A 26,210-nucleotide genomic window follows, 5' to 3' on the forward strand; every position below is an offset into this window, starting at 1 on the left:
CTCGTCGAGACCGAGCCGGGATTGTTCACCCAGCCGCGCCCATAGCCCGACCGGCGGGTCTCCGACTAGCCGACCTAACCCAACCCAACCGACAAAAGGGGCATCAACTCGCGGAACGCACTCTCAGGCGATCCGCCTGCTGGACCTGGTCGCCCTGCAGCTGCACGACCAGGTCGCCCTGGCGACCCAGGCCGGGCAGTTCACCCCCGAGCAGCAACGCGCCATCGACCAGGCCATCGACCGCGCGATCACCGACCTGCGCGCGAGCCGCCCGCCCACCACCACCGGCCTGCCCGCCCCCATCGTCCAGCTCTTCCAGTCGTTCCAGGGACCCAACCAGCGGTTCCTGGAGAGCGACGACGCCATCTATCCCCCGGATGTCGCCCGCCGGCTGCGCCCCGGCACCCGGGTCCTGCTGACGTGCGGAACCCGTGACCCGCAGGTCCCCTGTGCCATCACCGACGCGTTGACCGAGGCGCTGCGGCGGGCCCGTACCACCGGTCCCGGCCGCGTCGTGCTCCAGGGCGTCGACCACAACCTGCGCGACGCCGCGCATCCCGATGTTCTCGCCGCGGAGGCGCTCGCCGCCCTGCGTACCTTCACTTCGCGCTACGGGTCCCCTTACCATCGGCCCGCCGACCGACGAGACTGAGGAGGCATGAGCCTCGATATCGCGCGAATCCGCGCACTCTACCCCGCCCTTTCTGATGGATATGCCTGGTTGGACGCGGCCGCGGGCACTCAGGTGCCCCGGCCGGTGATCGACGCCATCGCCGCCGCCTACACCGAGGGCATCGGCAACGGCCACGGAGCCTTCCCGGGCAGCGCACGGTCGGACGAGATCGTCTCGCGGGCCCGCCAGGCCGTCGCGGATCTCGTCGGCGGCGACGCGGGCGGCGTCGTGTTCGGCCCCAACATGACCACCTTGACCTACCGTTTCGCGTACGCGCTGGCGAAGGACTGGGGGCCGGACGACGAGATCGTGCTGTCCCAGCTTGACCACGACGCGAACGTACGACCATGGGTGCAGGCCGCCACCCGGGCCGGCGCCAGAATCAGATGGGCGACCGTCGACGTGCCCACCGGGGAACTCCCCGCCGAGCAGTACGACGAACTCATCACCGGCCAGACGAGACTTGTCGCCGTCACCGCCGCCAGCAACATCCTGGGCACCATGCCCGACGTCGCCCGCATCACCGCCCGCGCCCACGCGGCCGGAGCACTGACCTACATCGACGGCGTGCACGCGACCCCGCACACGCCCATCGACATGGCCGCCCTCGGCGCCGACTTCTACGCGACCAGCTCCTACAAATGGTCCGGCCCCCACATCGGCGCCATCATCTCCCGCCCCGACCTGCTCGACCGGCTGTCTCCCGACAAACTCGCCTCATCCCCGAACGAGGTACCCGACCGGTTCGAAACGGGCACCCTGCCCTTCGCCGACCTGGCCGGGGTGGCCGCCGCGGTCGACCACCTCGCCGGCCTGGACCCGGACGCGACCGGCTCCCGGCGAGAACGACTCCTCACCTCGATGACCGCCGTCGAAGCCCACGAACAAACCGAACTCGCCCACCTGCTCAAGGGCCTGTCCTCCCTCCCCGGTGTCACCCTGATCGGCTCTCCCCTCCGCCGTACGGCCACCGCGTACTTCAACGTCACCGGCCACACGCCCCGCCAGGTCGCCGACCACCTGGCGGCCCGCAAGGTCAACGTGTGGGACGGCCACTGCTACGCCTGGGAGCTCACCGGCGCCCTCGGCATCCGCGACACCGGCTCCGCCGTACGCGCCGGGCTCGTGCACTACAACGACAGATCAGACGTGGACCACCTGCTCAACGCCCTGGAGGACCTGGTCGGCTGACCGTCCGGGGAGGGTAAGGGGGTACGGGCGCCAACTTCGCCGCCGAAGTCCCACATGCGGGGGCTTGGGCGGCTGCGTAAGCGACTCATCGAGCCACCGCCGGGTCGGCAGCGGCCCTGTCATCGCTCATCGCGGTGAAGACGGTCACGATCGGCGCGACCACTTCGATCTCCATCGGACCGATCAGCCGCAGCCAGGAGCGTGAGGGTGGTGATCGCGGCGAGGAGTACGGCCGGCTCGCGGAACGTCGCCGGCGAGACCAGTGCGCCGAGCCGGATCCGTTCATTCTCGGCCCCGTGACGGAAGCCGGCGTCGGTCACTAGGGCAGCGCATTCCAGGCTGTTAGCAGCAGCACGACACCAAGGCCGATGTCGAGCACGAAGCAGAACTCGGAGAACGAGCGGCCGACAGCACGGTTGCGGATGAAGTGGGCCAGATCCCATCCCGCGTGTCCGAGCGAGGCGGCTGCGGCAAGGTAGACCGCGAGCAGAGGGTTGACCATCATCGCGGTCAACGCGATGACGCTGAAGCCGGCGAACCCGAGAGTCTGTAGGGCGAGCTCGCGACGGTCGACGCCCGGGCCGCGGAGAAACCCGAAGACGGCGAAGCCGGCACCGAGGACCAGCAAGGTCGTCGTGGAGTCCAGCCCGGTCACCGCGGCGACGACAACGGCGACGACGACGCCGGCCAGGACCCACCATCCGCTGCGGCGAGAGCCGAGCGCGGCGGCTGCGACGTAGCACATCGCGGCCAGGATGATGATCATGGCGGTCACATGGGCGTCCAGGCCGCCCGCGGTATTGGCGAGCAATGCCAGGAGTCCGACGGCAGAAGGCCACCGAGCGAGCAGATGTACCGCGAATCCGTACCGCGAGCGGCGATCGCTGTGGCTGACGTGTGCGTGATTCTGAAGTGCGTTGATGTGGTTCATGCTCAGAATCCTCGGGTCGGAAGACGCTTGTCGGACCCGTGTGATCTGTCATCAAGATGCCGTGCATGTCTCCCCGGTTCGCCGTGACGTGGACGTCAGAGCCAGCCGTTCTCGCGGGCGATCCGGTGGGCCTCGGCTCGCGAATCGGCGCCCAGTTTGCGGGTGATCGCAGCAAGGTGGTTGCGCACCGTCCCCTGCGACAGGAACAGCGCACGGGCGATATCGCGGATCGGCCGATCCACGTGCGCGGCCTGCAGGACCTCGATCTCCCGCGCTGTCAGTGGTGACGGTGGCGCCGTCAGCGCGTCTGCGGCGAGCACGGGATCGACGTACCGCTGCCCCTCCCGCACCCGCCGGACGACGTCTGCCAGTGCCGTACCCGGCGCGCCCTTGGCCAGAAATCCGCGCGCCCCGGATGCGAGCGCCTGCCGCAGAACGAACGGCCGACCATGTCCGGTGAGGATGACACCAGCGCAGTCGGGCAGCGCCCGAGCGAGTTCCGCGATCACGCCGAGCCCGTCCAGCGCAGGCATTTCCAGGTCGATGACGGCCACATCCGGGCGGTGCGCCAGCGCTCGCTCGATCGCCTGTCTGCCATCCGCGGCGGTCGCGATCACGTCGATGTCAGGCTCCCGGTTCAGGAGCCCTGCCAGCGCCTCGCGGATCAACTCGTCGTCCTCGGCGAGCAGCACGCGGATCGGTCCGGTCACCCTGTCGCGCCCCCACCAGGCGCGTCCACGCGCAACTCGAACCCGCCCGCGGCATTGCGGCCGGCGACCAGACGCGCCCCGGCAGCCCCACACCGCGCGGACAGCGACGCAAGCCCGGTGCCGCCCGAGACAGACTGCGGCATCGGCTCGAGGTCGCGCACGCCATCGTTCACAATGATCAATCTGATCGACGTCCCCTGCCCCGTCAGCGCGATCGAGACCTGCCGTGCATCGCTGTGCCGCAAGATGTTTGTCACCGCCTCCCGCACCACCACCCCCAGCAGCCGCGACACCGCATCCGGGGTGCGCGCGATGAGATCGGCCTCGGCGTCGACCGCGGTCACGATTCCCGCCGACGCGAGCACGAGCTTCGCCGCCTCCAGTTGCGTGGCCAGGTCGGTGGTCGTCTCGCCGTGCACTGCCCGCCTGGCCTCAGAAAGCGTCTCCGTGGCAAGTACGCGAATCGCCTCGCTCTCGACTGCGGACCTCTCCGGGTCGCGGTGAGCGAGGTCCGCCGCCAGTTCCGCTTTGAGCGCGATGATCCCCAGCCGGTGGCCGAGGACATCGTGCAGCTCCCGGCTGACCCGCAGGCGCTCCTGGGCGATCACCAGCGCTGCCTCGGCCTCACGCCCGGCCTGGGCGGCCCAGGCCAGCCGGAGCAACCAGACAAGCACCTGGCACATCAGCCACACGACCGCGGCGCACCCGAACGTCGTCAGCAGGTGGGTCGTGACCGGGCTGTCGAAGACCACGCCGCCAACGGCCGCGGCACCACCGAGCACGACCGCCGCGGTCACTCCCGCGGGCCAGGAGACAAGTGTGCACGCGGCGACCGCGAACCCGGCCAGCCACGCCCATGGCTCCTCGCCACTCCGCGCCCACGCGTACGTCGGCCACCACAAGGCCAGCGACACGGCGACGAGCAAGGCGACCGACCACGATCCCGCGCGTTGCGAGGGCACCGGATCGACAACCACCCGCGACACCAGTACGAAAGCGCCACCGAGCGGGAGCATTCCCAGCACGAAGACGGCGGCGGGCAATGGTGAAGGCGCCTCGGTCAACGACACCATGATTACTATCGCCCAGGCGAAGCTCGCCGGCAGCAGGCCCAGCACGGTCATTCGCGGGCTCGGCATCCACGCCGGCCGATCTCGCCTCGCGACGGCCCTCTGCGGCCGGCCTGAATCGACGTCAGTCGTCACGACCGCGTTCCGGTCCTTCTTCGCCAAGGCTTGACAACCGTGAGCGTCGTCGCGGCAAGAAGTGCCAGCACGTCCCAGGCTCCGCCCACGACGAGAGCACCGTCATTCGGCTCGCTCCCCGGCTGGATGACGGGCCTGATCAGTGTCGCACCGACAACGATGACAGAGACGATGAGGGCCAGCTTCGTCACCACCCAGGGATAGCGGAACAACCCCCACTTCGTCGACAGCGCCAGGGCGATGCCTGTCAGCAGCGCGAGCAGGCTGAGGGGAATGCCGAAGTAGAGCGCGAACATCGCCAGCAGATCTCGCGCAGCCTGCCGGAACGCCGGATCATCGGAGACGGCCCTGCGAACAGCGACGGCCAGGAACCCGGCTGAATCGCCGAGCAAACCGACGCTGATCGCGATGTGTGCCGTGATGAGAGTGAGGAGCGCGGGACGAGGCAGCCGCCACCGCACCGGCCCTTGGCCGCGCGACGAGATCACCTGCGACTGCATGGTCATGCGTCGGCGAGCGGGCTGAACTGGATACCTGCGAGCAGCCAGTTGTCACGTTCACGAACCCAGGTCTGGGACACTCGGGTGGAGATGTCGTCGTGCAGCAGTTCCTCTAACACGGGACGATCGTCCCTGAGTTCGGCGTCGTCGAACGGTTGTTGCGCTTGCAACACCAGATCTCGATCATCCATCGGTAGCCTCCGTGCTCCGTTCGTGGATGTCTACCGGAGTAAGTCTCATTCCCGAGCCGTCACCGCATCTCAGCCAATGGGTTGAAGTTCGAACGACCCATGAAAGAAGGTAGGGATGCCTGACCGCCTCAGCAGTCGGGGTCGCGCACCGGGCGGAGGCACGACTTCTTGCTGCTCGATGCGGAGGGGTGACGGCACCGAGTCGAGCTCTTCCACGAACTTGGACATCTCTGTACAGATTAGTAAGCTGGACACCCATGTTCAAGAAGGGTTCGGTGATCGCAACGACGCGCAGCTGCGCAGACGTACCGCAGAGCGCACGCTGGTCCGTGCGCTGACCTCGACAGAGTGTCAGGAACCCGAACGCCGCGCAGGCCGCCCTGCGCAACTGGGACCTTCACACCCGTCGTGACTGGCCCGAACACCTCGTCACCGCTTGAAGGGACAACTGGGTGGTTCAAACACCTGGCGGCCCAGACTCATCCAACGAAGCCGCCGGTGGGCGCAGACCTTAGGCTTGCCGCGTGCCCGCCTCGCCCGCCTTCAACGCCCGTCCTCGCCAGCGCCCGCGCGATCGCAAGGAGCAGATCCTCCTCGCCGCGCGCGACCTGTTCGTCGCCAAGGGCTACCCCAACGTCTCCATGGCGCTGATCGCCCAACAGGTCGGCATCACGGCGGGTGCGCTGTACCGGCACTTCAGCAACAAGGCCGTCCTGCTGGAGGAGGTCATCGCTGAGAACTTCGCCTGGCTCGACGAACCCGTGGCGTACACCAGCTACGACGACATGGTCGAGCACGTGATCACTCAGATTGTCGACCGCCCGTACCTTTCCGACCTCTGGACCCATGAGATCCGCTATCTGCCTGAGGAGCGGCGTCACGATCTGCGACGCCGGATGCGCATGTGGAACCAGTCCCTGGTGCCGGCCCTTCGCCAGAAGCGGCCCGGTCTCGAAGCCGTGCACGAGGAGCTCCTGACCTGGACGATCCAGTCCCTGATGTCATGCGTTGGCCGGCAGGCGATCCACTCGCCGATGAGCCTGAAACTGCCGGTCGTCCGCGCCGCACTGCAGGCCGTCGCAACCGTCGACCTCGTCTCGGGGGATGTGCTCGCCGGTCGGCAGGCGGACCGCATGGTCCCCGCATCGACGCGCGAGCGCCTCCTGATCGCGGCCGCCGCGCAGTTCGGTGAACGCGGGTATTACGACACCTCGATGGCGGAGCTCGGTGCCGCCGCGGACGTGTCAGGCCCCAACCTCTACTCGTACTTCGAGAGCAAGGCCGACGTACTGCGCGCCGTTCTGGATCGCGGAACCCACGCACTGTGGATCGGCCTCGACGATGCCCTGGCGTTCTCCGGCACAGCCCTGGAAGCACTGCGGAAGGTGGTTGGCTCCTATATCCCGCTGGCCCGCACCTGGGCTTCGGTCATCGAAGACCCGACGGGTGAACACGAGCCGGCGAAGGCGGCGCAGCGTGAGTACGTGGCGGAGTGGGTGACGCTGCTTCAGCAGGCTTCTCCGCGTACGGGTGCGCGCGAGGCCCGCCTCAGGGTGCAAGTCGCCCTCTTCGTCATCGCGGACCTGCACCGCGTACCGCACCTGTCGCGCTACGAGTCCTTCCACGACAACCTCGCCGGCATCGTCCTCGCCGTACTGCTCGAGGACCCAGTCGACGTGACCGCGCACCGCTGACAGCTCCTCGTGTCGCGACGAGCCAGCCTGTCGTTAGGGAAGCTGCCACCAAAGTACACGCCTCTCGATCCGCTCGACCTCAACCCTGTCCAGATGAGGGAGCTGAGTATTCATATCAGGCGCTGCGTTCAGCGGATGACCGTGCCGGGCGCCGGGCCGCTGGGGGCAAGCCGGGCGGTGGTGCCGAGCTGGCGGGCGATCTCAGTGATCGCCTCTTCGAACCCGTTGCGGGTGTGGGCGGTAAAGCCGATGAAGAACCGATTGGCCAGCGGCACGCCCCAGCGCATCCATTGCGCGACGTTATAGACCCGGTGGGTCACCCGAGTGCGCTCGCCGTCGGGCTCCGCGGTCCATTCGCCGCGATACCACCAGCCACCCTGGTAGGCGGCCGTCATGCCGTACACCTCCTTTGGCGAGAGGGAGTCTCGAAGCAGCGGCCAAGTCTTCTCGGCCGGTGCGTCGATCACCCCGGTGACCTCGACCATGAGCTTGCGCGGCTTCTTCTCGTTCATCGGGCGGCCTTCGGGTCGCTGACGCGTGTGTTCTGGAACGAGGCGAACCGCCACCCCACCTCGGTCAGAACCGCGGTGAGGCTGATAACGGAGTTCCTGGTTGGGTCTGCTTCCCCGTCCACCGTCGAGGTGCCTCCGGAAATCACCAGCGCGACGCCGTCGCCGAGCACCTTGACGTCGGCCTCAGTACCTGAGGCCGGATCGAGCTTGATCGGGAGACGGAACAGGTGCCGGTGGCCGTCCTCGATCGCCTTCCTGCCGCGCATCCGCAGGCCGAAAAAGGTGATGTAGTCGGCGTCCTCGGTGAAGGCGGCCGCGTACCGCTCGGCGTCGCCGTCGTTCCATGCCTCGGTGAGCTCCTGGAGCAGGGCTCCGATCGCTTCGGTCGCAGTCGTGGTCATGGCTATTCCTCCGTGCCGGTAGGTGAGTCGTTCAGTGCGTCGGACAGCAGGTCTTCCCGGACGGTGCCGGACCAGTCGAGCGTGCCGCTGTCGAAGCGGGCGAGGACGGATGTGACCCAGTCCAACTCGGCCTGCTGGATGGAGCACTCGTGTTCGAGCTTGAGTACGACAAGATCCGGCATGCCTCTCAACCGAAGCTCGGTGAGCACCGCGGTCAACGAGGCGATGGCGGCGGCGACGGTCGCCCTGCGAATCTCTAGCGCGTCGCGTGCCACGGGCATAGGCAGGCATCCCAGCAGGGACAGCGCCGCCATGAAGGCCCGTCGGTCCGGATCAGGCTGTTCGATCAGCATCCGGAGCCGAGTCGTCATGTCGTCGCGGCCTGCCTCGGTGATCCGGTAGATCGTCCGCTCCGGTCGACGGCCTGATCGGACCGTCTCCGACGCCTCGATCAGGCCCGCCTTGCTCAGCCGCTCGACAGCGAGATAGAGGCTTCGCGGCAGCCCCGTCAGAAAGTCCTTCCGGGTATTGGTGATGAACTGCTGCAGCTCATACGGGTGGCTCTCTCGAATCGAAAGCAAGCCGAGCACCGTGAGCCCGACAAGATCCTGCCCTCGCGCCATCTTGCCCTCGCTAGTGTTGCAATTCATTAGTGCATATACACACTATATGCGAGCTGGTGGTTGACGCAAAATGATCAGGTAGGCGGCAGCTACCACACCGGACGGCACCCGGTGGCCGCCGCCTGCTGGACAACACCCGCGCGCAGGTGGAACTGCTGTCCACTGAGCCGGCCCTCAGTCCGTACGCCGGCTGATGTCGGAACTGATGAACGTACCCTCGGCGCTGCTACGGCCGGATGGCCACGTGGGTCGGTGACGATCAGCAGGATCTGCTCAGCCAACTTCCCAAGTGGTTCGGCACTGGTGGCATTGACGGCGAGCATCTCGCGTAGCCGACCGCCGCACTGGTCCATTGCGTGACCACATCCTCGCCTCCTTGACAAGAAGTGAATCTCAAATAAGGATCGCATCCGAGACTGAGAACGGATCACATCAGCTGATGCTGCTTCTTGGATGTCTCATGCTTCAGTGAAGTATATATGCGTTCAGGATGTGGGCAGATTGACTCAGGGCTACGTGTCCGCGTGGAAGGACGATTCCGTCCGAGCGGTCCTTGAAGTCGCGGGGAAGTTCATCGAGTCGGAGGTGCTCGCGCACCGGGAGAAGTGGGAGCGGCAGCACTTCGTCGATCGGGATGTGTGGCGACGGGCCGGGGAGCTGGGTCTGCTGTGCTGCTCGATTCCCGAGCAGTACGGCGGTGGCGGCGGGACGATCGCGCACGACCTCGCCGTCTGCGAGGCACAGGCCGCGGTCGGCGAAACGTCCTGGGGCAACCTGGTCCACAGCGGGATCGTCGCCCACTACCTCCTGGCTTACGGCACGGAGGAGCAGCGCAGGACCTGGCTGCCGAAGATGGCCTCCGGCGAGGTCATCGGCGCGATCGCGATGACCGAGCCAGGCGCGGGGTCCGACCTCCAGGGCGTACGCACCAGAGCGGTCGAGGACGGCGACCACCTGGTCATCGACGGCGCGAAGACCTTCATCTCGAATGGTCACACCGCTGACCTGGTGCTCACCGTCGTCAAGACCGACCCCGACGCCGGCCACAAGGGCATCTCCCTGGTGATCGTCGACGCGCGCGACGCCAAGGGCTTCGTACGCGGCCGGATCCTGGAGAAGGTCGGGCAACACGGCGCCGACACCTCCGAGCTCTTCTTCGACGGCCTTCGCGTTCCCAGGGCGAACATCCTCGGTGGCGTCCCAGGGAAGGGCTTCGGCCAGCTGATGACCCAGCTCGCCCAGGAGCGACTACTGCTGGGCACCATCGCCGTCGCCGGCATCGAGTACGCCCTGCGCGAGACCGTCAGCTACACCAAGAAGCGCCACGCCTTCGGACAGACGCTGTTCGACTTCCAGAACACCAAGTTCGAGCTCGCCGAGGTCGCCAGCGTCGCGCACATCGCGCGGGTCTTCCTCGACTCCTGCGTCGAGCGCCACCTCGCGGGCGAACTCGACGCGACCACCGCCGCGATGGCCAAGTGGTGGCTCACCGAGCAGCAGGTCCAGACGATCGACCGCTGCCTGCAGCTGTACGGCGGCTACGGCTACATGCGGGAGTACCCGATCGGCCGGATGTACCAGGACGCCCGGGTCCAGAAGATCTACGGCGGCGCCAACGAAGTCATGAAGGACCTCGTCGCGCGCTCGCTCTGACGAAAGAAGGCAAGACATGGCTCACGGCCCGCTGACCGGACTCCGCGTCGTCGAGCTGGGCGGCATCGGTCCCACCCCGCTCGCCTGCATGATCCTGGCCGACCTCGGGGCGGACGTCATCCGCACCGGGCGTGCCGAGGAAACCCACGGACCGGTCGACTACACCCACCGCAGCCGGCGAATCATGACCGTCGACCTCAAGAACCCTCGAGACCTCGAGCGGGTGCTCGCGCTGGTGGACCACGCCGATGTCCTGGTCGAGGGCTTTCGCCCCGGCGTCACCGAGCGCCTAGGCCTCGGACCGCAGGAGTGCCTGGCCCGCAACCCGCGCCTGGTGTACGGGCGGATGACCGGATGGGGCCAGGAAGGCTCCCTGGCGGCCACCGCCGGGCACGACATCAACTACATCTCGATGACCGGCATCCTGGAGAACATCGGCCGCCCCGGCGAGCGGCCGGTCCCGCCGCTGAACATGGTCGGCGACTACGGCGGCGGTGCGATGTTCCTCATCACCGGCGTACTGGCGGCGCTCTTCGAGCGGCAGAAGTCGGGCCGGGGCCAGGTCGTGGACGCCGCGATGTGCGACGGCGCCAGCGTGCTCGCCACCATGATGTGGTCGATGCGCGGCGCCGGCACCTGGTCCGACGAACGCGGCAAGAACCTCATCGACGGTTCCCGGCCGTACTACGACACCTACCTCTGCGCCGATGGACGCAGCATGGCGATGGGCTGCATCGAGCCGCAGTTCTTCGCGCTCGCCGTGCGGCTGCTTGGACTCGATCCGGCCGAGCTCCCCGACCAGCATGACCAGACGCGGGCCGACGAACTGCGCACGGCGTTCGCGGCGGCGTTCGCGTCCAAGACCATGGGGGAGTGGGCCGAGATCTTCGCCGGTACCGACGCCTGCGTGACCCCCGTCCTCACCTACGCCGAAGCGCTCGAGCACCGGCATCTGCGTGACCGCGGCACGTTCACCCAGATCGACGGCGTCCCCCAGCCCCGGCCGGCGCCGCGGTTCTCCCGCACCCCGTGCGCCGAGCCGTACCCGCCGCAGCGCCTCGACCACGCGTCCTGGCACTGACCGAGCCAGCCCGAACAACCCGAACCAACAAAGGAGTGCATCGTGTCGAACAACGTGGCGGTCGCCGGCGTGGGGATGATCCCCTTCACCAAACCCGGGAAGAGTGATCCCTATGACGTGATGGGCGCCGAGGCCGCCCGTCGCGCCCTCGCCGACGCGGGCATCGGCTACGACGCCGTCCAGCAGGCCTTCGTCGGGTACGTCTTCGGTGACTCGACCTCAGGGCAGAAGGCCCTCTACCACCTCGGCCAGACCGGCATCCCGATCGTCAACGTCAACAACAACTGCTCCACCGGCTCGTCTGCTCTCTTCATGGCCCGCCAGGCGGTCGCCGCCGGCATGGTCGATGTCGCGCTCGCGCTCGGCTTCGAGCAGATGACGCCGGGCGCGATCCAGCAGGCGTACACCGACCGCCCCAGCCCCCTGGAAAGCTTCGAGCAGGTACGCGACCAGGTGCGCGGGGTGCCGGACACGTCGGTCCCGAACGCGGCGACGTTCTTCGGCGGCGCCGGCCAGCAGTACGTGGACGACCACGGCATCGACCCGTCGGTCTTCGCGCACATCACGGTGAAGTCGCGCAAGCACGCGGCGAACAACCCCTACGCCGTGTTCCGCGCCCCGCTCAGCTTCGAGGAGGTCATGGCCTCCCCGCACATCTACGGCCCACTGACCCGGTTCCAGTGCTGCCCGCCCACCTGCGGTGCCGCCGCCGCCGTCGTCGTGTCCCCCGAGTACGCCAGGAGGCACGGCCTGCGCTCCGACGTCGTCATCGCGGGCCAGTCCCTGGTGACCGACCTGCCCACCACGTTCGAGGGCGACCTGAAGCGGCTGATCGGCTACGACATGGCGGCCAAGGCCGCCGCGGCCGTGTACGAGGAGAGCGGGATCGGCCCCGAGGACGTACGCGTCGTCGAGTTGCACGACTGCTTCACCACCAACGAGTTCCTCACCTACGAGGCGCTGGGGCTCACCCCCGAGGGCACCGCGGAGAAGTTCGTCCTGGACGGCGACAACACCTACGGCGGCCGGGTCGTCACCAACCCGTCGGGCGGCCTGATCTCCAAGGGCCACCCGCTCGGCGCGACCGGCCTGGCGCAGTGCGCCGAGTTGGTGTGGCAGCTGCGGGGTGAGGCCGGGGCGCGTCAGGTCGACGGCGTCCAGGCCGCCCTTCAGCACAACCTGGGCCTCGGTGGCGCCTGCGTGGTGACCATGTACCAGAAGGCCGCCGGCTGATGGCACTCGACTCTTCGCTCATCGGCCAAGTCCGGCCCGGCGGCACACTGCTGGTGACCCGCAGCCGGCTGCGACTGTTCGCCAAGGCCACCGGCCAGACCGACCCGCTGTTCACCGACGTCGAAGCCGCCAGGAAGAAGGGCCATCCCGACCTTCCCGTGCCGCCCACGTTCTACTTCGGCGTCGATCTTGAGATGCCGGACGCGTTGGGCTATCTCAGGGAGATCGGCGTTGATCCGCGCGCCCTGCTGCACGGCGAGCAGGAGTTCACCTACCACCAGATGGCGTACGCCGGCGACGAGCTCACCTCGTCCTCGGTGGTGGCCGACGTCTTCGAGAAGAAGGGCGGCGCCTTGAAGTTCCTGGTCACCGAGGTCCCCATCGTCAACCAGCACGGCACGACCGTGGTCACCATGCGGAACACGCTGGTGGTGCGCGAACTCGCGGGAGTGAAGGCCTGATGGTCGTCGTTACGCCCGGAACCGCGCTCGAGGATCTGGTGATACCGCCGATCTCGCGCACGACCCTCGCACTCTTCGCCGGCGCCTCCGGCGACCACCACCCCATCCACATCGACCTCGACGTGGCGAAGTCCGCGGGACTGGACGACGTCTTCGCCCACGGCATGCTCTCGATGGCCTACCTGGCACGGCTGCTCACCAACGCGTTCCCCATCGAGAAGATCCGCTCCTACAAGGTGCGATTCGCCGCGATCACACCGGTGCACGGCCGGCCCACCTGCACCGGTCGGGTGCGCGAGGTCCAGGACGTCGGCGGCGAGCGGCAGGCGACGCTGGACCTGACCGTCACTCTCGCCGACGGGACGGTCACCCTCGCCGGGGAAGCCGTGGTCGCGGTCGATTGACGCGGCCGCGGCGGCCTGGTCCGGCCACCCCTACTTCTACGGCAAGACTTCTACGGCAAGGAATGAAATGGGAAAGCTCGAAGGCAAGTCCGCACTGGTCACGGGAGCCGGCCGCGGCATCGGTCGCGCGATCGCGATCAAGCTCGCCGGCGAAGGGGCTCGTGTGGTCGTCAACGATCTCGACAAGGACCCGGCGAACGAGGTCGTCCAGGAGATCGTGCAGGCCGGCGGCCAGGCCGTCGCCGTCCCCGGGAGCGTGACCGCTGACGGGTTCGCCGGCCGGTTCGTGTCCACCGCGGTCGACAGCTTCGGCGGCGTCGACATCATCATCAACAACGCCGGCTATACCTGGGACTCGGTCATCCAGAAGATGACCGACGAGCAGTGGCACGCGATCGTCGACCTGCACCTGAAGGCGCCGTTCGACGTCCTGCGCGCGGCGCAGCCGGTGATCAGCGCCGCGGCCAAGAGGGAGAAGGCGGAGGGCCGCATCGTCCACCGCAAGGTCGTCAACATCTCCTCGGTCGCGGGCGTCTTCGGCAACGTCGGACAGGCGAACTACTCTTCCGCGAAAGCCGGCATCATCGGCCTGACCAAGTCGCTGGCCAAGGAGTGGGGCCGCTACAACGTCAACGTCAACTGCGTCGCGTTCGGCTTCATCAGGACCCGCCTCACCGAGGCGAGCGCCGACGCGGGCTCGACCATCAACGTCGAGGGCCGTGAGATCAAGGTCGGCGTGAACCCACAGCTGCTCGAAGCGATGAAGGCGGCGATCCCGCTGGGCCGTCCCGGGACTCCCGAGGAGGCGGCCGGGTCGGTGGTCATGCTCACCTATCCCGAGGCCGACTACGTGTCGGGCCAGCTGCTGGTCACCGGCGGCGGCTTCGAGGGCTGACCACCCGGCGGAGCCGCCCAGACTGAATGTCAGATGGCCTGAATGTCGCACACGAAAGCCCCGGGCCTGGCCCGGGGCTTTCACCGATCTGGATCGGATCCGCGACGGGTGCTCAGTGCCGGTGGTCAAGCTGTTCGCTCGGCTCCAGGACGATGTGCGGCCGGGACATCTCACCTCGCCCGTTCGACTGCGCCGGCAGCTCGACGTCGCTCGGCGACTTCTCACTGATCAGCTCGATGATGTAGTGGGTCACCGGGTGATCCTCGATGTTGAGAAGGCGGTGCGGCTTGAGCGCGTTCCCGTGACCGACGGTCTTGAAGAAGGCGAAGTTCTTCTGCGCGTCCTGGACGTGCAGCCAGTCTTCCTCGTCGATGTCGTGTGAGCGCGCCCGGCCGGCCTGCGGCCACAGGATCAGGTGATCGTGCTGATGGGAGTGAAAGAAGATCGCCTCTCCCGGGCCCAGGTTCATCGCCCACACGCGCACGCGATCGTTCGCGAAGACCAGCTCGTCGCCGGGATCAGTGGGCATCGTGTCGTCGTTGGTGTTCATCGATTCCTCTCTTGCCGGTAGAACAGAGATCAGTCAGGTCGGTCGGGCCCAGGTCAGCAGTCCGGTACGTTCACCGCGAGGCCTCCGGTCGAGGTCTCCTTGTATTTGCTGTGCATGTCGAGGCCGGTCTGCCGCATGGTCGCGATCGTGTGATCGAGGAACACTCGATGGGCCCCGTCGCCGTGCAACGCGATGCGTGCGGCGGTCACCGCCTTCACCGCCGCGACCCCGTTACGTTCGATGCACGGGATCTGCACCAGCCCCCCTATCGGGTCGCAGGTCAGGCCGAGGTTGTGCTCGATGCCGATCTCGGCGGCGTTCTCCACCTGCGCGGGGGTGCCACCGAAGAGCTCGGCCACGGCGCCCGCCGCCATCGAACAGGCGGAGCCGACCTCACCCTGGCACCCGACCTCGGCACCCGACACCGACGCGCCTTCCTTGAAGAGCATGGCGATCCAGATGGCCAGAAGATCGCGGCGAACGGCGTGGGGCGCCCGCAGGGAACACTCGTTGCGCCACATCACCTCGCTGATCGAGATGCCGCGCTGACGGCAGTGGCTGAGCAGGTCGGACGCGGTGGTGATCGCATCCGGGGGTATGGCGATCTCGCCACCGAGGAGGAGGCCGCCGGTCCCGTCCGCCTTCGTCAGGACCACGGCGGGATCGACGGTCTCGGGGCGGTGTCCCTCAAGCCCGGCCAGCACCGCGCCGTGGGTGCCGTGCCCGGATCCGGTGGCACCGAGCGAGCCGAGCAGGCGGACGTGGAGAGATCGCACGTCCGGCAGGATGAGGTTCGCGCGCAGTTCGTCGGCGAACATCCGGGAGCAGCGCATCGGGCCGGTGGTATGGGAGCTCGATGGGCCGACTCCGATCGAGAACAGGTCGAAGGCGCTGAGGCTCATGTCGCCGGTCCGGTGAGTGAGGGGTTCGCGGACGTAGCGTCGGACGCCATGTCGGACGCCATGTCGGACGCCACTGCTCGGGCGTGTGCCACGCCCACCGCGGTGACGGCGGCCATGATGGCCCCGGCCACCAGCAGCCCGGCCCCGACACCGATCCGCAGCAGCACCGCGCCCGCGGCGGCGCCGCCCAGGAGTAAGGCCACGGCCACAGCGCGTCGCCCGTTTCGGTCTCCGGTACCACCGGCGATGCGCGATTGCGACGCGAGTGCGGTCAGCGTGGAGGTGACGACCACGGTGGTCACCTCGGCGACGGCGATGTGGCGTGCGCTGCCGGCCTGGAGGCCCATGACGGCGCCGAGTAGGGTGGTCGTGGCCACGGCCAGCGGCGCGGGGACGTCCTCGGCCGCCGTTCCGGCCGCCATCTCGACCGCCGTGATGACGACGCCGAGCACGAGGCTGATGGCGGCGACCGTGCCGAGGCAGGCGCCGACGCGTCCGCTCCAGCCTGGGGGAGCGGGGCGCAGGACGCGGCCACCGTATGCCGCGCCTGCCAGGAACCCGGCCAGAGCCAGCGCGGGGCCGAGCACGGGGAAGTCGTCGGCGCCGGCCGCCGCCATGCCGAGGACCACGACGTTGCCGGTCATGTTGCCGGTGAAGACCCGGTCCAGCCCGAGGAAGCCGACCGCGTCGACCATGCCGGTGCTGAAGGTCAGCGCCATCATCAGCCACAGGTGCAGGCGGTGGCCGTTGACCGGCCTGAGGACGGACCGGCGCGCCGGGGGACGGGAACCCATCCAGGAACTCCCTTCGACCTGTGAGATGCTACATCCAATCTTGATGAAATAGGATGCTATCAGTCCGCTGGCATGAGACCGTCAGTGCCGGCGCCAAGACGACAGAGGATGCCGCATGACCATGTCCAGGACGGAAAGCCATCGCCGGGAAAGCCATGGGCGACGGGTCGGCTCACGTGAGGAGTGCGCGCGATGAGGGTGCTGGTATGTGGTGCCAGCATGGCCGGCCTCTCGGCCGCCTACTGGTTCTCTCACCACGGCGCGGACGTCACGGTAGTGGAGATGTGCGACGGGCTCCGGCGCGGCGGCGCGCCGATCGACATCCGAGGTGAGGCCCTGGGCACCGCCGACCGGATGGGCATCCTGGACGCCGCGCGCCGGGAAAGGGTCGTGCCGGCGGACCCCGGCACGGTGCTCGACGCGGACGGACTGCCTGTCGCGACCATCGACCTCACCTGGTTTGCGAACGAGACCGCCGATGACGTCGAGATCACACGTGACCGGCTCAACGACCTGCTCTTCGCGGCCGCGCAACCGCGGGCCGACTTCCGCTTCGGCGTGTCGATCGCACAGCTGGCCAACGAAGACACTGTCGAAGACGCGGGCAAAGACGCCGTCCAGGTGCGGTTCACCGACCGGCGTCAGGAGACCTTCGACCTGGTCGTCGGCGCGGATGGCCTGCACTCGGCGACTCGGCGGATGGCGTTCGGCGCCGAGTCCGACTTCCTGGTGCACCAGGGTTTCTACGTGGCGCTGGCCAACCTCGGCCAGCACGAACCCTGGCACCAGGCCATGTTCAGTGTCCCGGGCCTCATGGCGGCGGTGCGTGACGTCGGCGATGGGCCGCTTGCCTACATTCTGGTGCGCAGCGACGAGATCGACTACGACTACCGCGACCTGGACCGGCAGCGCCGTATCGTGATCGACTTCCTTGAGCGCGGTGACGCCTGGGAGCTGCCGCGGCTGCGCAGCGCGTTCGCCGACGAGCGGATCACAGGCTTCTATTTCGACTCGCTGGCGCAGATCCGCATGCCGCGGTGGGCCCGCGGGCGGGTCGCGGTGATCGGCGACGCGGCGCATTGCGCGTCATTGCTGTCCGGCATGGGCACCAGCCTCGCCATGACCGCCGCGGAGTATCTGGCCGACGAGGTCGCCCGCACTCCAGGGAGCCTTCCTGCGGCGTACGAACGGTATGAGGAGCGGCAGCGCCCCCTCGTCGACAAGGCGCAGGCGAGCATCGCCCAGCACGGCGCGATGATGGTGCCCGGCTCCCAGGCGGAGCTGGAGCAGCGAAACGAACTACTGCGCCAGCTCGCCGCACGTCACGCGTCGTCCACGTCTCAGTAGCACACACCACTGCCGGGCATGTCCCCATGTCGACCCACTTAACAGAAATGTAATGACCGATATACGGACAAGAAGTTGGATGCAAGATATGTTCTCTCGCATCCGAACTCTTCGTCCAGGGCGGGAACATGAGAACAAGAGACGGAAGCATCCGTCGCGGACGCGTTGGCATCGGGATGATCACGGCGTTGGTGCTCCTCACCACCGCGTGCGCCGGCGGCGGCACCGGCGCCTCGTCCGGGCCCCTGACATCGGTGAACATGCTCACGACGGTCCTGCCGCCCGTCCTCGACCCACGACAATCGAGCAGCCTCGCGAGCGGTTCGCTCCTCATCGCCTTGGAGCCGCTGGTCCGATATGACAACGGCGGGTTCAAGCCCCTGCTGGCCTCGGCCATCGATGCTCCTGACCCGACGACCTACGTCCTCACGATCCGCGACGGAATCAAGTTCTGGGATGGATCGCCGTTCACCGCCGAAGACGCCGCGTTCTCCATCGGGCTGCACACCGGCGCCGACTCGGAGTCGATCAACGCCGCCCTGTTCGCTCAGGTGAAGTCGGTCGAGGTCACCGGGGACGACAAGGTCACTGTCTCGCTCAGCGCGCCCGCCCCGCAGTTCACCGCGGGCCTCGCCCAGATCGGGATGGTCTCGAAGGCGTTCTACGACAAGAACGGCAAGGGAGTCGGCACCCAGGACGTGCTCAACCTGGGCACCGGTCCGTATGAGTTCGCGACCTTCACCCCCACCCGCGAAGTCACGCTCAAAGCCAACCCCGGTTACTGGGGACAGGATGGGCCGGCGGTTCAGACCCTCAAGCTCGGAGTGATCGGCGACGACGCGGCCCGCATGAACGCGCTGCAGTCCGGCGAGTACGACGGCATGCTCGGCGTCCCCCTGCCGCAGGTCGCCTCCATCGGCCGTCTGCCCGGCATGCGGATGGCGGACAGCGCCGATCTGTCGGTGTACAAGTTCAACCTCAACGTCGAGACGAAGCCGTGGGATGACATCCGCCTGCGGCGCGCTTTCCAGCTGGCCGTCAACCGCGAGGCGATCCTCCAGGGAGCGCTCGGCGGCAACGCGGAACTCGCCCCGACCATCGTCCCCGCACCGGTGATGGCGGGCCTGTCCGGCGAGGAGGCGATGCGGGCCGCCTACACCAAGCTCGGCGCCGACATCGTCTTCGACCTCGACGCCGCGCGACGCGAGATGGCGCAGTCCTCGTCCCCTGACGGGGTGTCCGCCGAGGTACTGGTCACCGGCAGCGACCCCACCCTCGCGCTCATCGTCCAGACGGCCGCTCAGGACCTCGCCAAAATCGGAATCAAGCTCACCGTGCGTGAGGTCGATGACCAGACGTACTACAGCGCGGTCTACTTCGGTCACAAGACCGAAGGAGTCTCGATCGACATGTTCAGCGGCAGCGCTCCCGACGCGTCCAATCTGCCGCTGTATGTCATCAGCGGCGCCAACGCTGTGACCACCGGAGGGTCCGGGACCAATATCTCCGACTACGTCAACCCCGAGGTCGACGCCCTGCTGGACGACAGCCAGAAACTCGCCGTCGACGACCCGCGGCGCGGCGCGAAGCTGATCGAGGCTCTCACGCTCGCGCAGGCCGACGTGCCATACGTGCCGATCGCGTTCCCCAAGGTCTTCATCGCCGGCCGGGAGGGCCTCGACACCACGTCCCTGGACACCTTCTGGTGGATGACGCAATGGCCTCAGGCCCTGGTAAAGGCGTGAGCCGAACCGCCCGCGGAAGCGCCGGGCCGAACCCGGCCGGCCCGGCGCTCCGATTCCTCGTCGGCCGTCTCCTCGGCGGGGCGGCGGTTCTCCTGGTCGTCTCGTTCGCGCTCTTCGCGCTGATCTACGCCGCGCCGGGCGGTGCCGAGCAGGCGCTGGCGGGGCCGTACGCGTCGGCCGAGCAGCGGCAGGCGATCCGCGAGACCTATCACCTCGACGACCCCCTGCTGACGCAGTACGGGCACTACCTGCGGTCGCTGGCGACCCTCGACTTCGGCGCCTCATTCCTCATGCGCGAGCCGGTCACCGTCTCCCTGGCGCGGGCCGCCATGGTCACGCTGCCCCTCCTGCTGAGCGCCTGGGGGCTGGCCATGATCGGAGGAATCGCCCTCGGCCTACTGGCGGCCACCCGCCGGGGCGGCGCCGTCGACCGCTGGGTGAGCAGCACCGTCGTGGTCGCCGCCAGCACCCCGATGTTCGCCACCGCGATCCTGCTCACCTGGCTGTTCGGTGTGAAGCTCGGCTGGCTCCCGACCGTGGGCAGCGGACAGGGCGGGATCGACACCCTCCGCCATCTCGTCCTGCCCGCGGTGGCGATGGGCACCGTGCTCCTGGCCTCGGCGACGCGCGTCACGCGGTCGGCGGTCATGGACGTGCTCGACTCCGACCACGTGACCTTCGCCCGGTCCCGGGGCATCAGTTCCCGGCGCATCCTGGGCAACGACGTCCTGCGCAACGCCGCCGTCCCCATTGTGACCCAGGCCGGTGGGCTGCTGATCGCGCTCACCGGCGGCTTGGTGGTGGTCGAGTCCGTCTTCGCCTTCGACGGCATCGGCTCCCTCCTCACCCAGGCCATCGGCGCCCGGGACGTTCCCGTGATCCAGGCGGTCACGCTCGCCCTCGCGGCTGCCATCGTCCTCATCAACCTCGCGGTCGACCTCGCCATCTTCGGGCTCGACCCGCGCGTTCGAAGGGGGAGAGGCCGTGGCTGACCGGCCTGTCACACTGTCGCGCCATACCTGGCGGACGCTCCGGGCGCGCCGCCGGCAGACTCCGCTGCTGGTGGTCGCCGCCTCGTGCGTCCTGGTGGCGGCGGCGGTCCTGATGATCTTCCCAGGTGTCGCGCCGCACGATCCCGACCTCATCGACGGCGCCGTCGCGTTCCAGAGCCCGGGCTCGCAGTACTGGCTCGGCACCGACAACCTCGGCCGAGACGTCTTCTCCCGGATCGTGGCCGGTACGCGTACAGGGCTGCTGGGCCCGTTGATCCTGGCAATCGGCACCACACTCCTCGCGACCCTCGTCGCGGTGGTCGCCGGATACCTCGGCGGTCATGTCGACGCGCTGACCGGACGGGTCATCGACGTTCTGTACGCGGTCCCGCCCATGGTGGTGGCGATCGTGGTCGTCGGCATCACCGGCGGCGGCTGGTGGATCGCCCTCGCGGTCCTGCTGGTCTTCGGTCTGCCGATCAACATCCGGCTGCTGCGGTCCGCGGTGATCGTCAGGGCACGGCTGCCCTACATCGAGGCCGCCCGCACCTCGGGCTTCTCCGGCACTCGGATCATGGTCTTCCACCTTCTCCCCACTATCGCGGCGTTCCTGGTGGCCGTCTTCTTCCTGACATTCACCTACGGGATCGTCGACCTGTCGGCCCTGTCCTTCCTCGGCCTGGGAGTTCCGCCCGGAGCCTCCGACTGGGGCCGCATGATCGCGGAGAACCGGGCTTACCTGTTCCAGAACGCCTGGGCCACCATCGGCCCGACCATCGCGGTCGTGCTTGTCGCGGTCTCCGCCAACGTCGTCGGCGACTGGATCTACTCCCGCTATGAGTCCCGCGGAAGGACCCGATGAGCACTGACGCAGTTCCCTCTCAGCCGGCGCCTCCCGCCCTCGCCGTCAGCGGCCTGACCGTCCGCTGCCCGGGCGCGGACGGGATGGTGCCGATCGCCGAGGAGATCTTCCTGACCATCGCGCCCGGCGAGGCGGTCGCCGTGGTCGGCGAGTCAGGCAGCGGCAAGTCCGTGACCGCCCGCGCCATCCTCAACCTGCTCCCGCACGGCCTGGAGAGCGAAGGCACCGTCGAGTTCGCCGGCGAGAGCGCCGGACGCCGGCCCCGCGGACGTCGCGGCGCACGGATCGCGATGGTCATGCAGGACCCGTTCACCACCTTGAATCCGCTGCACCGCATCCGCGACATCGTGTGCGAGACCCTCCGTACCCCCGACGGCAAGAGGCTCGGCCGACGCGAGCGACGCCGGGAGGCGGTGCGCCGTCTCGCCGAGGTCGGCATCGCTGACCCGGCCGTCGCCGACGCTTACCCGTTCGAGCTGTCCGGCGGCATGCGGCAACGCGTCGGCATCGCGGCGGCGATCGCCGAGGAACCGCTGGTGCTGATCGCCGACGAGCCGACCACAGCGCTCGACCAGACCACCCAGAGCGAGATCCTCGCCCTGCTCGACCGGCTACGCGAGACGCGTCGCATGGCGCTGCTGCTTATCACCCACGACCTGCGAGTCGCGGCGGGCGTCTGCGGCCGGGTGTACGTAATGTACGCCGGCCAGGTGATCGAGGAACTGCCGGCGGACCGGCTACTCACCGCTGCGCGACACCCCTACACCGCCCGGCTGGCCGCCGCCGACCCGCCGCTGGACCGCCGGCTTCAGGCGTTGCCGCCGATCCCCGGATCGGTGCCCGCGCCCGGCGGCCGGCCGCACGGGTGCCGCTTCGCGCCCAGGTGCGGATGGGCCACCTCGGCGTGCACGAGCGATCCGGTCACGCTGTCCGACCTGGGCACCGGCCACCAGGTCCGCTGCGCTCGCGTGGGCGAGAGCCTCGATCTCACCCACACCCGGGACCTGGCCGAGGTCACGCCGGGGCCGGCGCCTACCGGCGAACCGATCATCGTCCTGCGCGAAGTGACGAAGCGATACGGCCACAAGCTCGCGGTCGACGGGGTCGATTTCGAGGTCCACGCCGGCGAGAGCGTCGGCATCGTCGGTGAGTCAGGGTCGGGGAAGACGAGCGTGGCCCGGATGATGGTGGGCCTGGAGCCGGTGACGTCGGGATCGCTGGAGGTACGCGGCATCGACGTCACCTCCTCGAAGGTAGGACGCGACGGGTGGGCGACCGTGCGGTCCACCGTGCAGATGGCCTTCCAGGACCCGTCCTCGACGTTGAACCCCGCGCGCACCGTCGGCGGCACGATCACCGAGACGCTCCGGCTCACTGATGTGCCGGACCGGAAGGCCCGCGCCGCCGAGCTTCTGCAGATGGTCGGCCTCGACGCCGGATACGCGAATCTGCGCCCGAAACAGCTGTCCGGAGGTGAGCGCCAGCGAGTCGCGATCGCTCGGGCGCTCGCCCGCGACCCACGTGTGCTGCTGTGCGACGAGGTGGTCTCCGCCCTCGACGTGTCCGTCCAGGCGCACGTGCTCAACCTCCTCAACGATCTGCGACGCACCCTGGGGATCTCGCTCGTGTTCATCACCCACGACCTCGCCGTCGTACGCCAGATCGCGGACCGGGTCTACGTCATGAAGTCCGGCAAGGTCGTGGAGCACGGACTCGCCGGCGACGTCCTTTCCCGCCCGAGGCACCCGTACACCCAATCGCTCATCGCGTCGATCCCCGCCCACGCCTGACCGGCGGAGAGCGTTCTCCACCGTCACAGAAAGGATGTCGTGAAGCCCATCCAGTTCAGCGCCGCACTCCCCGAGGTCGACGTGATCCCCTACACCGTCGTCGATCCGCGGCTGGTCGAACCCGTCGCGGTCCAGGTGCTCGACGGCGCCACCTCCTACCTGAACGTCGCGATCGGCATGCACAGCGGGTGGCGACCGCTGCGCGTCGACGTCCACCAGCCCGCCGGCGGTGACGGGCCTTTCCCCGTCGTCGTCTACGCCCACGGCGGCGCCTTCGTCGGCGGCGTCAAGGAGATGGGCCCCTGGGGCAGCCTCCCGAGCCGCGGCATTGCCGTCGTCTCCGTCGAATACCGCCTCGCCGGCGAGGCCCGCTATCCCGAAACGGTCGAAGACATCGTCACCGCCGTCCGATGGGTGCGCGCGCACGCCGGCGCCTTCCGCCTCGACCCCGAGCGGGTCGCGGGATGGGGGAGCTCGGCCGGCGGCTACCTCATGGGCAGAGCCGCCGTCGGCGCGGGCGACACCGGCGGGCGCCGGATCCCAGAGCTCGCCGGATACAGCGCCGAACTCGATGCCGTCGTGCTCCATTACGCGGCCAGCGACCTGAGCGACATCGTCGCCCTCGCCAAGTCAGACCCGGCGCTGAAGGACCGGGTCGGTCCGGGCATCGATCTCATCTACGGTCGCGACCTCCACGCCGACGACCTGCCCGCCATCATCGAGCACGGCTCCGTGCTGCGCGCCGTCGCCACCGCGGCACGACTGCCCGCCTTTCTGCTGGCACACGGCGATGCCGACCGGACCGTCCCAGTGGAGCAGAGCATCCAGCTGCGCGACGCGGTCCGAGCGCGCGGCGGCTACTGCGGGCTCACCATCGTGCCCGGCCAGGACCACGCCACCGCCGTGTTCGCGGAGCCGGAGATCGTCGAGCCCACGATCGAGTTCCTTTTCGCCGCCTGGGCGGGGCAGCTGCCCCCGGCGACCGATGGGGTGCGGTCGTGAGCGACAACGTCACTTTCCGCGCGCCCACGTTCCTGGCGCGTCCCGCGATCACCGGATCGTTCGGTGTCTGTGCCTCCACCCACTGGATCGCGTCGTCGGTGGCGCAGTCCGTCCTGGAACGTGGGGGCAACGCCTTCGACGCCGCCATGGCCGCCGCTTTCGTCCTGCACGTCGTCGAGCCCCACCTCAACGGGCCGGGCGGTGACCTGGTGGCGCTGATCGCACCCGCCGGCGGACCCGTCGAAGTCTTGTGCGGGCAAGGACCGGCTCCGGCCGGCGCGTCCATCGCCCGCTTCCGGTCCGAAGGGCTGGCGTCGGTGCCCGGTGCGGGAGCTCTCGCCGCCGCGGTGCCGGGTGCGGTGGACGCCTGGCTGCTGTTGCTGCGGGAGCACGGCAGTTGGGAGCTGGAGGAGATTCTGTCCTATGCGATCCATTACGCGGAGGCCGGGCATCCGGTCCTGGCGAGCACGTGCGCGGTGATCGATCAGGTGGGCGACCTGTTCGCGACGCACTGGCCCACATCCGCGCACCTCTGGCTTCGCGACGGCGCGGCGCCGTCCCCCGGAGACCTGATCACCAGCCCCGCCTACGCGCGCACGCTTCGCCGGCTGCTGGCCGAGAGCGCGGGTGCCCCCGATCGGCGCGCGCGGATCGACGCGGCCCGGACGGTATGGGGGCAGGGGTTCGTCGCTGCGGCCATCGAGCGGTTCGTCGCCGAGTTCCCGCACCGCCATGCCACCGGCGGGGACCACCACGGCGTCCTCACCGCCGCCGACATGGCAGCGTACGCCGCACATTTCGAGCCTGCCCTATCGGTCGAGTTCCGCGGGCACCGCGTGCACAAGGCCGGCCCCTGGACCCAGGGGCCGGTGCTGCTGCAAGCTCTCATGATCCTCGACGGGTTCGAAGACGGCGAACTCGATCTCGATACCGCACCGGGCATCCATCGAGTCGTCGAGGCGCTGAAGCTGGCGATGGCCGACCGGGACGCTTACTACGGCGACGGGCTCGACCCCGAGGCACTCGCCATCCTGGTATCGGCGGACTACGCCAAACAGCGGCGTGAACTGATCGGGCCGCGCGGTTCCTGGGAGCTGCGACCGGGATCCTTCGCCGGGCTGCCTCGGCCCTATCGCCCGGTCGTGGCCGCCTCGGCCGGCACCTCGGCCGACCTCGCGGCGGGCACGCCATCCTTGGCGGTCGGCGAGCCGACCGTGCGGGTCAACGGCGAGACCCAAGGTGACACCTGCCACATCGACGTCATCGACAGGTGGGGGAACGCGATCTCGGCGACACCCTCCGGCGGCTGGTTGCAGTCCTCGCCCGCGGTGCCCGAGCTGGGGTTCTGCCTCGGCACCCGGCTCCAGATGACCCATCTGGACCCGGCGAGCCCGTCGGCCCTGGCACCCGGCCGACGCCCGAGGACCACACTGACGCCCACCATCGTGACGACCGACAACTCGGTTACCGCGCTCGGCAGTCCTGGCGGCGATCAACAGGACCAGTGGCAGCTGGTGTATCTGCTTCGCACCCTGGTCGGCCGGTTCGGCTCCCAGCAGGCGATCGAGGCGCCGATGTTCCACACCACGGGCTTCCCGAGCAGTTTCTGGCCGCGCACCTGGGAGCCGGGAGGCCTGGTCATCGAGGACCGCATCGGCCAGGCCGTGCTCGCGGACCTCGACGCCATGGGACACCTCGTCCGGCGCGCCGGAAACTGGGCGCTCGGCCGGCTCTCGTCGGTGCATCTCGAACGAGCCGAGAGACGCATCATCGGCGCGGCCAACCCGCGCGGCGCCCAAGGATACGCGGTCGGCCGATGACGTGAACCGGGATTGGATGCAAGTGCGGTAAACTCGTCACCGGAACGA

General features: G+C 68.6%; 28 protein-coding genes. 17 read left to right on the forward strand and 11 right to left on the reverse strand.

Annotation, left to right across the window (positions count from 1 at the left end; all coding sequences use genetic code 11):
* The 3 genes from KIP79_RS18640 to KIP79_RS18650 all read left to right on the forward strand — a co-directional run.
* The coding region (locus KIP79_RS18640) for a hypothetical protein (protein ID WP_372453609.1) at positions 1-652 on the forward strand (652 nt) is incomplete at its 5' end.
* A 6-nt stretch (positions 653-658) separates the two neighbouring features.
* A complete protein-coding gene (locus KIP79_RS18645; RefSeq protein ID WP_214106119.1) occupies positions 659-1,864 on the forward strand; it encodes a cysteine desulfurase-like protein in 1,206 nt (401 codons plus the stop codon).
* A gap of 134 nt (positions 1,865-1,998) precedes the next feature.
* On the forward strand, positions 1,999-2,187 hold the full coding sequence (locus KIP79_RS18650) for a hypothetical protein (protein WP_214106120.1): 189 nt from the start codon (positions 1,999-2,001) through the stop codon (positions 2,185-2,187).
* On the opposite strand, the gene KIP79_RS18655 is transcribed toward KIP79_RS18650, so the two are convergent.
* The 5 genes from KIP79_RS18655 to KIP79_RS18675 form a co-directional block, all read right to left on the reverse strand.
* Positions 2,184-2,795, reverse strand: coding sequence for a hypothetical protein (locus tag KIP79_RS18655; RefSeq protein WP_214106121.1), 612 nt, complete (start codon positions 2,793-2,795; stop codon positions 2,184-2,186). The genes KIP79_RS18650 and KIP79_RS18655 overlap by 4 nt on opposite strands.
* Before the next feature lie 95 nt (positions 2,796-2,890).
* Positions 2,891-3,505, reverse strand: coding sequence for a response regulator (locus KIP79_RS18660; RefSeq protein ID WP_308169779.1), 615 nt, complete (start codon positions 3,503-3,505; stop codon positions 2,891-2,893).
* Positions 3,502-4,629: a sensor histidine kinase gene (locus KIP79_RS18665; RefSeq protein WP_214106122.1), complete on the reverse strand. Its 1,128-nt coding sequence runs from the start codon at positions 4,627-4,629 to the stop codon at positions 3,502-3,504. Before KIP79_RS18665 ends, KIP79_RS18660 begins: the two co-directional genes overlap by 4 nt.
* A gap of 77 nt (positions 4,630-4,706) precedes the next feature.
* Positions 4,707-5,216, reverse strand: a complete 510-nt coding sequence (locus KIP79_RS18670) for a DUF2269 family protein (protein ID WP_214106123.1) — start codon at positions 5,214-5,216, stop codon at positions 4,707-4,709.
* A complete protein-coding gene (locus tag KIP79_RS18675) occupies positions 5,213-5,401 on the reverse strand; it encodes a hypothetical protein (RefSeq protein ID WP_214106124.1) in 189 nt (62 codons plus the stop codon). The genes KIP79_RS18670 and KIP79_RS18675 overlap by 4 nt, the downstream gene beginning before the upstream one ends.
* A gap of 524 nt (positions 5,402-5,925) precedes the next feature.
* Here KIP79_RS18675 and KIP79_RS49495 point away from each other — a divergent pair.
* Positions 5,926-7,095, forward strand: coding sequence for a TetR/AcrR family transcriptional regulator (locus KIP79_RS49495; RefSeq protein ID WP_214106125.1), 1,170 nt, complete (start codon positions 5,926-5,928; stop codon positions 7,093-7,095).
* 128 nt (positions 7,096-7,223) lie between these two features.
* Here the strand turns inward: KIP79_RS49495 and KIP79_RS18685 are convergent, their stop codons facing one another.
* From KIP79_RS18685 to KIP79_RS18695, 3 genes are read right to left on the reverse strand one after another with little or no spacing between them, the layout of a single operon-like run.
* Entirely contained in the window at positions 7,224-7,607 is a 384-nt protein-coding gene (locus tag KIP79_RS18685; protein WP_214106126.1) for a hypothetical protein, read from the reverse strand.
* Positions 7,604-8,008, reverse strand: coding sequence for an SgcJ/EcaC family oxidoreductase (locus tag KIP79_RS18690; protein WP_214106127.1), 405 nt, complete (start codon positions 8,006-8,008; stop codon positions 7,604-7,606). Before KIP79_RS18690 ends, KIP79_RS18685 begins: the two co-directional genes overlap by 4 nt.
* 2 nt (positions 8,009-8,010) lie before the next feature.
* Positions 8,011-8,631, reverse strand: coding sequence for a PadR family transcriptional regulator (locus KIP79_RS18695; protein ID WP_214106128.1), 621 nt, complete (start codon positions 8,629-8,631; stop codon positions 8,011-8,013).
* 501 nt (positions 8,632-9,132) lie between these two features.
* On the opposite strand from KIP79_RS18695, the gene KIP79_RS18700 reads away from it, so the two are divergent.
* The 6 genes from KIP79_RS18700 (at position 9,133) to KIP79_RS18725 (ending at position 14,358) form a co-directional block, all read left to right on the forward strand.
* Entirely contained in the window at positions 9,133-10,284 is a 1,152-nt protein-coding gene (locus KIP79_RS18700) for an acyl-CoA dehydrogenase family protein (RefSeq protein WP_250213468.1), read from the forward strand.
* A gap of 16 nt (positions 10,285-10,300) precedes the next feature.
* Positions 10,301-11,365: a CaiB/BaiF CoA transferase family protein gene (locus KIP79_RS18705; protein WP_214106130.1), complete on the forward strand. Its 1,065-nt coding sequence runs from the start codon at positions 10,301-10,303 to the stop codon at positions 11,363-11,365.
* A gap of 42 nt (positions 11,366-11,407) precedes the next feature.
* Positions 11,408-12,598, forward strand: coding sequence for a lipid-transfer protein (locus KIP79_RS18710; protein ID WP_214106131.1), 1,191 nt, complete (start codon positions 11,408-11,410; stop codon positions 12,596-12,598).
* Positions 12,598-13,059, forward strand: coding sequence for a MaoC family dehydratase N-terminal domain-containing protein (locus tag KIP79_RS18715; RefSeq protein WP_214106132.1), 462 nt, complete (start codon positions 12,598-12,600; stop codon positions 13,057-13,059). The genes KIP79_RS18710 and KIP79_RS18715 overlap by 1 nt, the downstream gene beginning before the upstream one ends.
* Positions 13,059-13,463 (forward strand): MaoC/PaaZ C-terminal domain-containing protein, encoded by a 405-nt coding sequence (locus KIP79_RS18720; protein ID WP_214106133.1) that lies wholly within the window; start codon positions 13,059-13,061, stop codon positions 13,461-13,463. The genes KIP79_RS18715 and KIP79_RS18720 overlap by 1 nt, the downstream gene beginning before the upstream one ends.
* 67 nt (positions 13,464-13,530) lie before the next feature.
* On the forward strand, positions 13,531-14,358 hold the full coding sequence (locus tag KIP79_RS18725) for an SDR family NAD(P)-dependent oxidoreductase (RefSeq protein ID WP_214106134.1): 828 nt from the start codon (positions 13,531-13,533) through the stop codon (positions 14,356-14,358).
* A 112-nt stretch (positions 14,359-14,470) separates the two neighbouring features.
* Here the strand turns inward: KIP79_RS18725 and KIP79_RS18730 are convergent, their stop codons facing one another.
* From KIP79_RS18730 to KIP79_RS18740, 3 genes are read right to left on the reverse strand one after another with little or no spacing between them, the layout of a single operon-like run.
* Positions 14,471-14,908, reverse strand: a complete 438-nt coding sequence (locus tag KIP79_RS18730; protein ID WP_214106135.1) for a hypothetical protein — start codon at positions 14,906-14,908, stop codon at positions 14,471-14,473.
* Between the two features lie 53 nt (positions 14,909-14,961).
* Positions 14,962-15,810 (reverse strand): L-serine ammonia-lyase, iron-sulfur-dependent, subunit alpha, encoded by an 849-nt coding sequence (locus tag KIP79_RS47080; protein WP_214106136.1) that lies wholly within the window; start codon positions 15,808-15,810, stop codon positions 14,962-14,964.
* Positions 15,807-16,604, reverse strand: a complete 798-nt coding sequence (locus KIP79_RS18740; RefSeq protein ID WP_214106137.1) for a DUF1275 family protein — start codon at positions 16,602-16,604, stop codon at positions 15,807-15,809. The genes KIP79_RS47080 and KIP79_RS18740 overlap by 4 nt, the downstream gene beginning before the upstream one ends.
* A gap of 192 nt (positions 16,605-16,796) precedes the next feature.
* Between KIP79_RS18740 and KIP79_RS18745 the strand changes: the two genes are divergently transcribed.
* The 7 genes from KIP79_RS18745 to KIP79_RS18775 all read left to right on the forward strand — a co-directional run bounded on the left by KIP79_RS18745 (position 16,797) and on the right by KIP79_RS18775 (position 26,162).
* Positions 16,797-17,951, forward strand: a complete 1,155-nt coding sequence (locus KIP79_RS18745) for an FAD-dependent monooxygenase (protein WP_214106138.1) — start codon at positions 16,797-16,799, stop codon at positions 17,949-17,951.
* Positions 17,952-18,127: 176 nt separating this feature from the next.
* Positions 18,128-19,696 (forward strand): ABC transporter substrate-binding protein, encoded by a 1,569-nt coding sequence (locus tag KIP79_RS18750; RefSeq protein WP_214106139.1) that lies wholly within the window; start codon positions 18,128-18,130, stop codon positions 19,694-19,696.
* On the forward strand, positions 19,693-20,688 hold the full coding sequence (locus KIP79_RS18755; RefSeq protein WP_214106140.1) for an ABC transporter permease: 996 nt from the start codon (positions 19,693-19,695) through the stop codon (positions 20,686-20,688). The genes KIP79_RS18750 and KIP79_RS18755 overlap by 4 nt, the downstream gene beginning before the upstream one ends.
* The gene (locus KIP79_RS18760) at positions 20,681-21,550 is read left to right on the forward strand and encodes an ABC transporter permease (protein WP_214106141.1); all 870 of its coding nucleotides are present in this window, start codon (positions 20,681-20,683) and stop codon (positions 21,548-21,550) included. The genes KIP79_RS18755 and KIP79_RS18760 overlap by 8 nt, the downstream gene beginning before the upstream one ends.
* Complete coding sequence (locus KIP79_RS18765; RefSeq protein ID WP_250213453.1) at positions 21,547-23,340, forward strand: ABC transporter ATP-binding protein; 1,794 nt, start codon at positions 21,547-21,549, stop codon at positions 23,338-23,340. Before KIP79_RS18760 ends, KIP79_RS18765 begins: the two co-directional genes overlap by 4 nt.
* 39 nt (positions 23,341-23,379) lie before the next feature.
* Positions 23,380-24,342 (forward strand): alpha/beta hydrolase, encoded by a 963-nt coding sequence (locus KIP79_RS18770; RefSeq protein ID WP_214106142.1) that lies wholly within the window; start codon positions 23,380-23,382, stop codon positions 24,340-24,342.
* Positions 24,339-26,162, forward strand: coding sequence for a gamma-glutamyltransferase family protein (locus tag KIP79_RS18775; protein ID WP_308169780.1), 1,824 nt, complete (start codon positions 24,339-24,341; stop codon positions 26,160-26,162). The genes KIP79_RS18770 and KIP79_RS18775 overlap by 4 nt, the downstream gene beginning before the upstream one ends.
* The last annotated feature ends 48 nt before the right edge of the window (positions 26,163-26,210 follow it).

The organism is Acrocarpospora catenulata, assembly GCF_018476525.1.
GTDB lineage: Bacteria > Actinomycetota > Actinomycetes > Streptosporangiales > Streptosporangiaceae > Acrocarpospora > Acrocarpospora catenulata.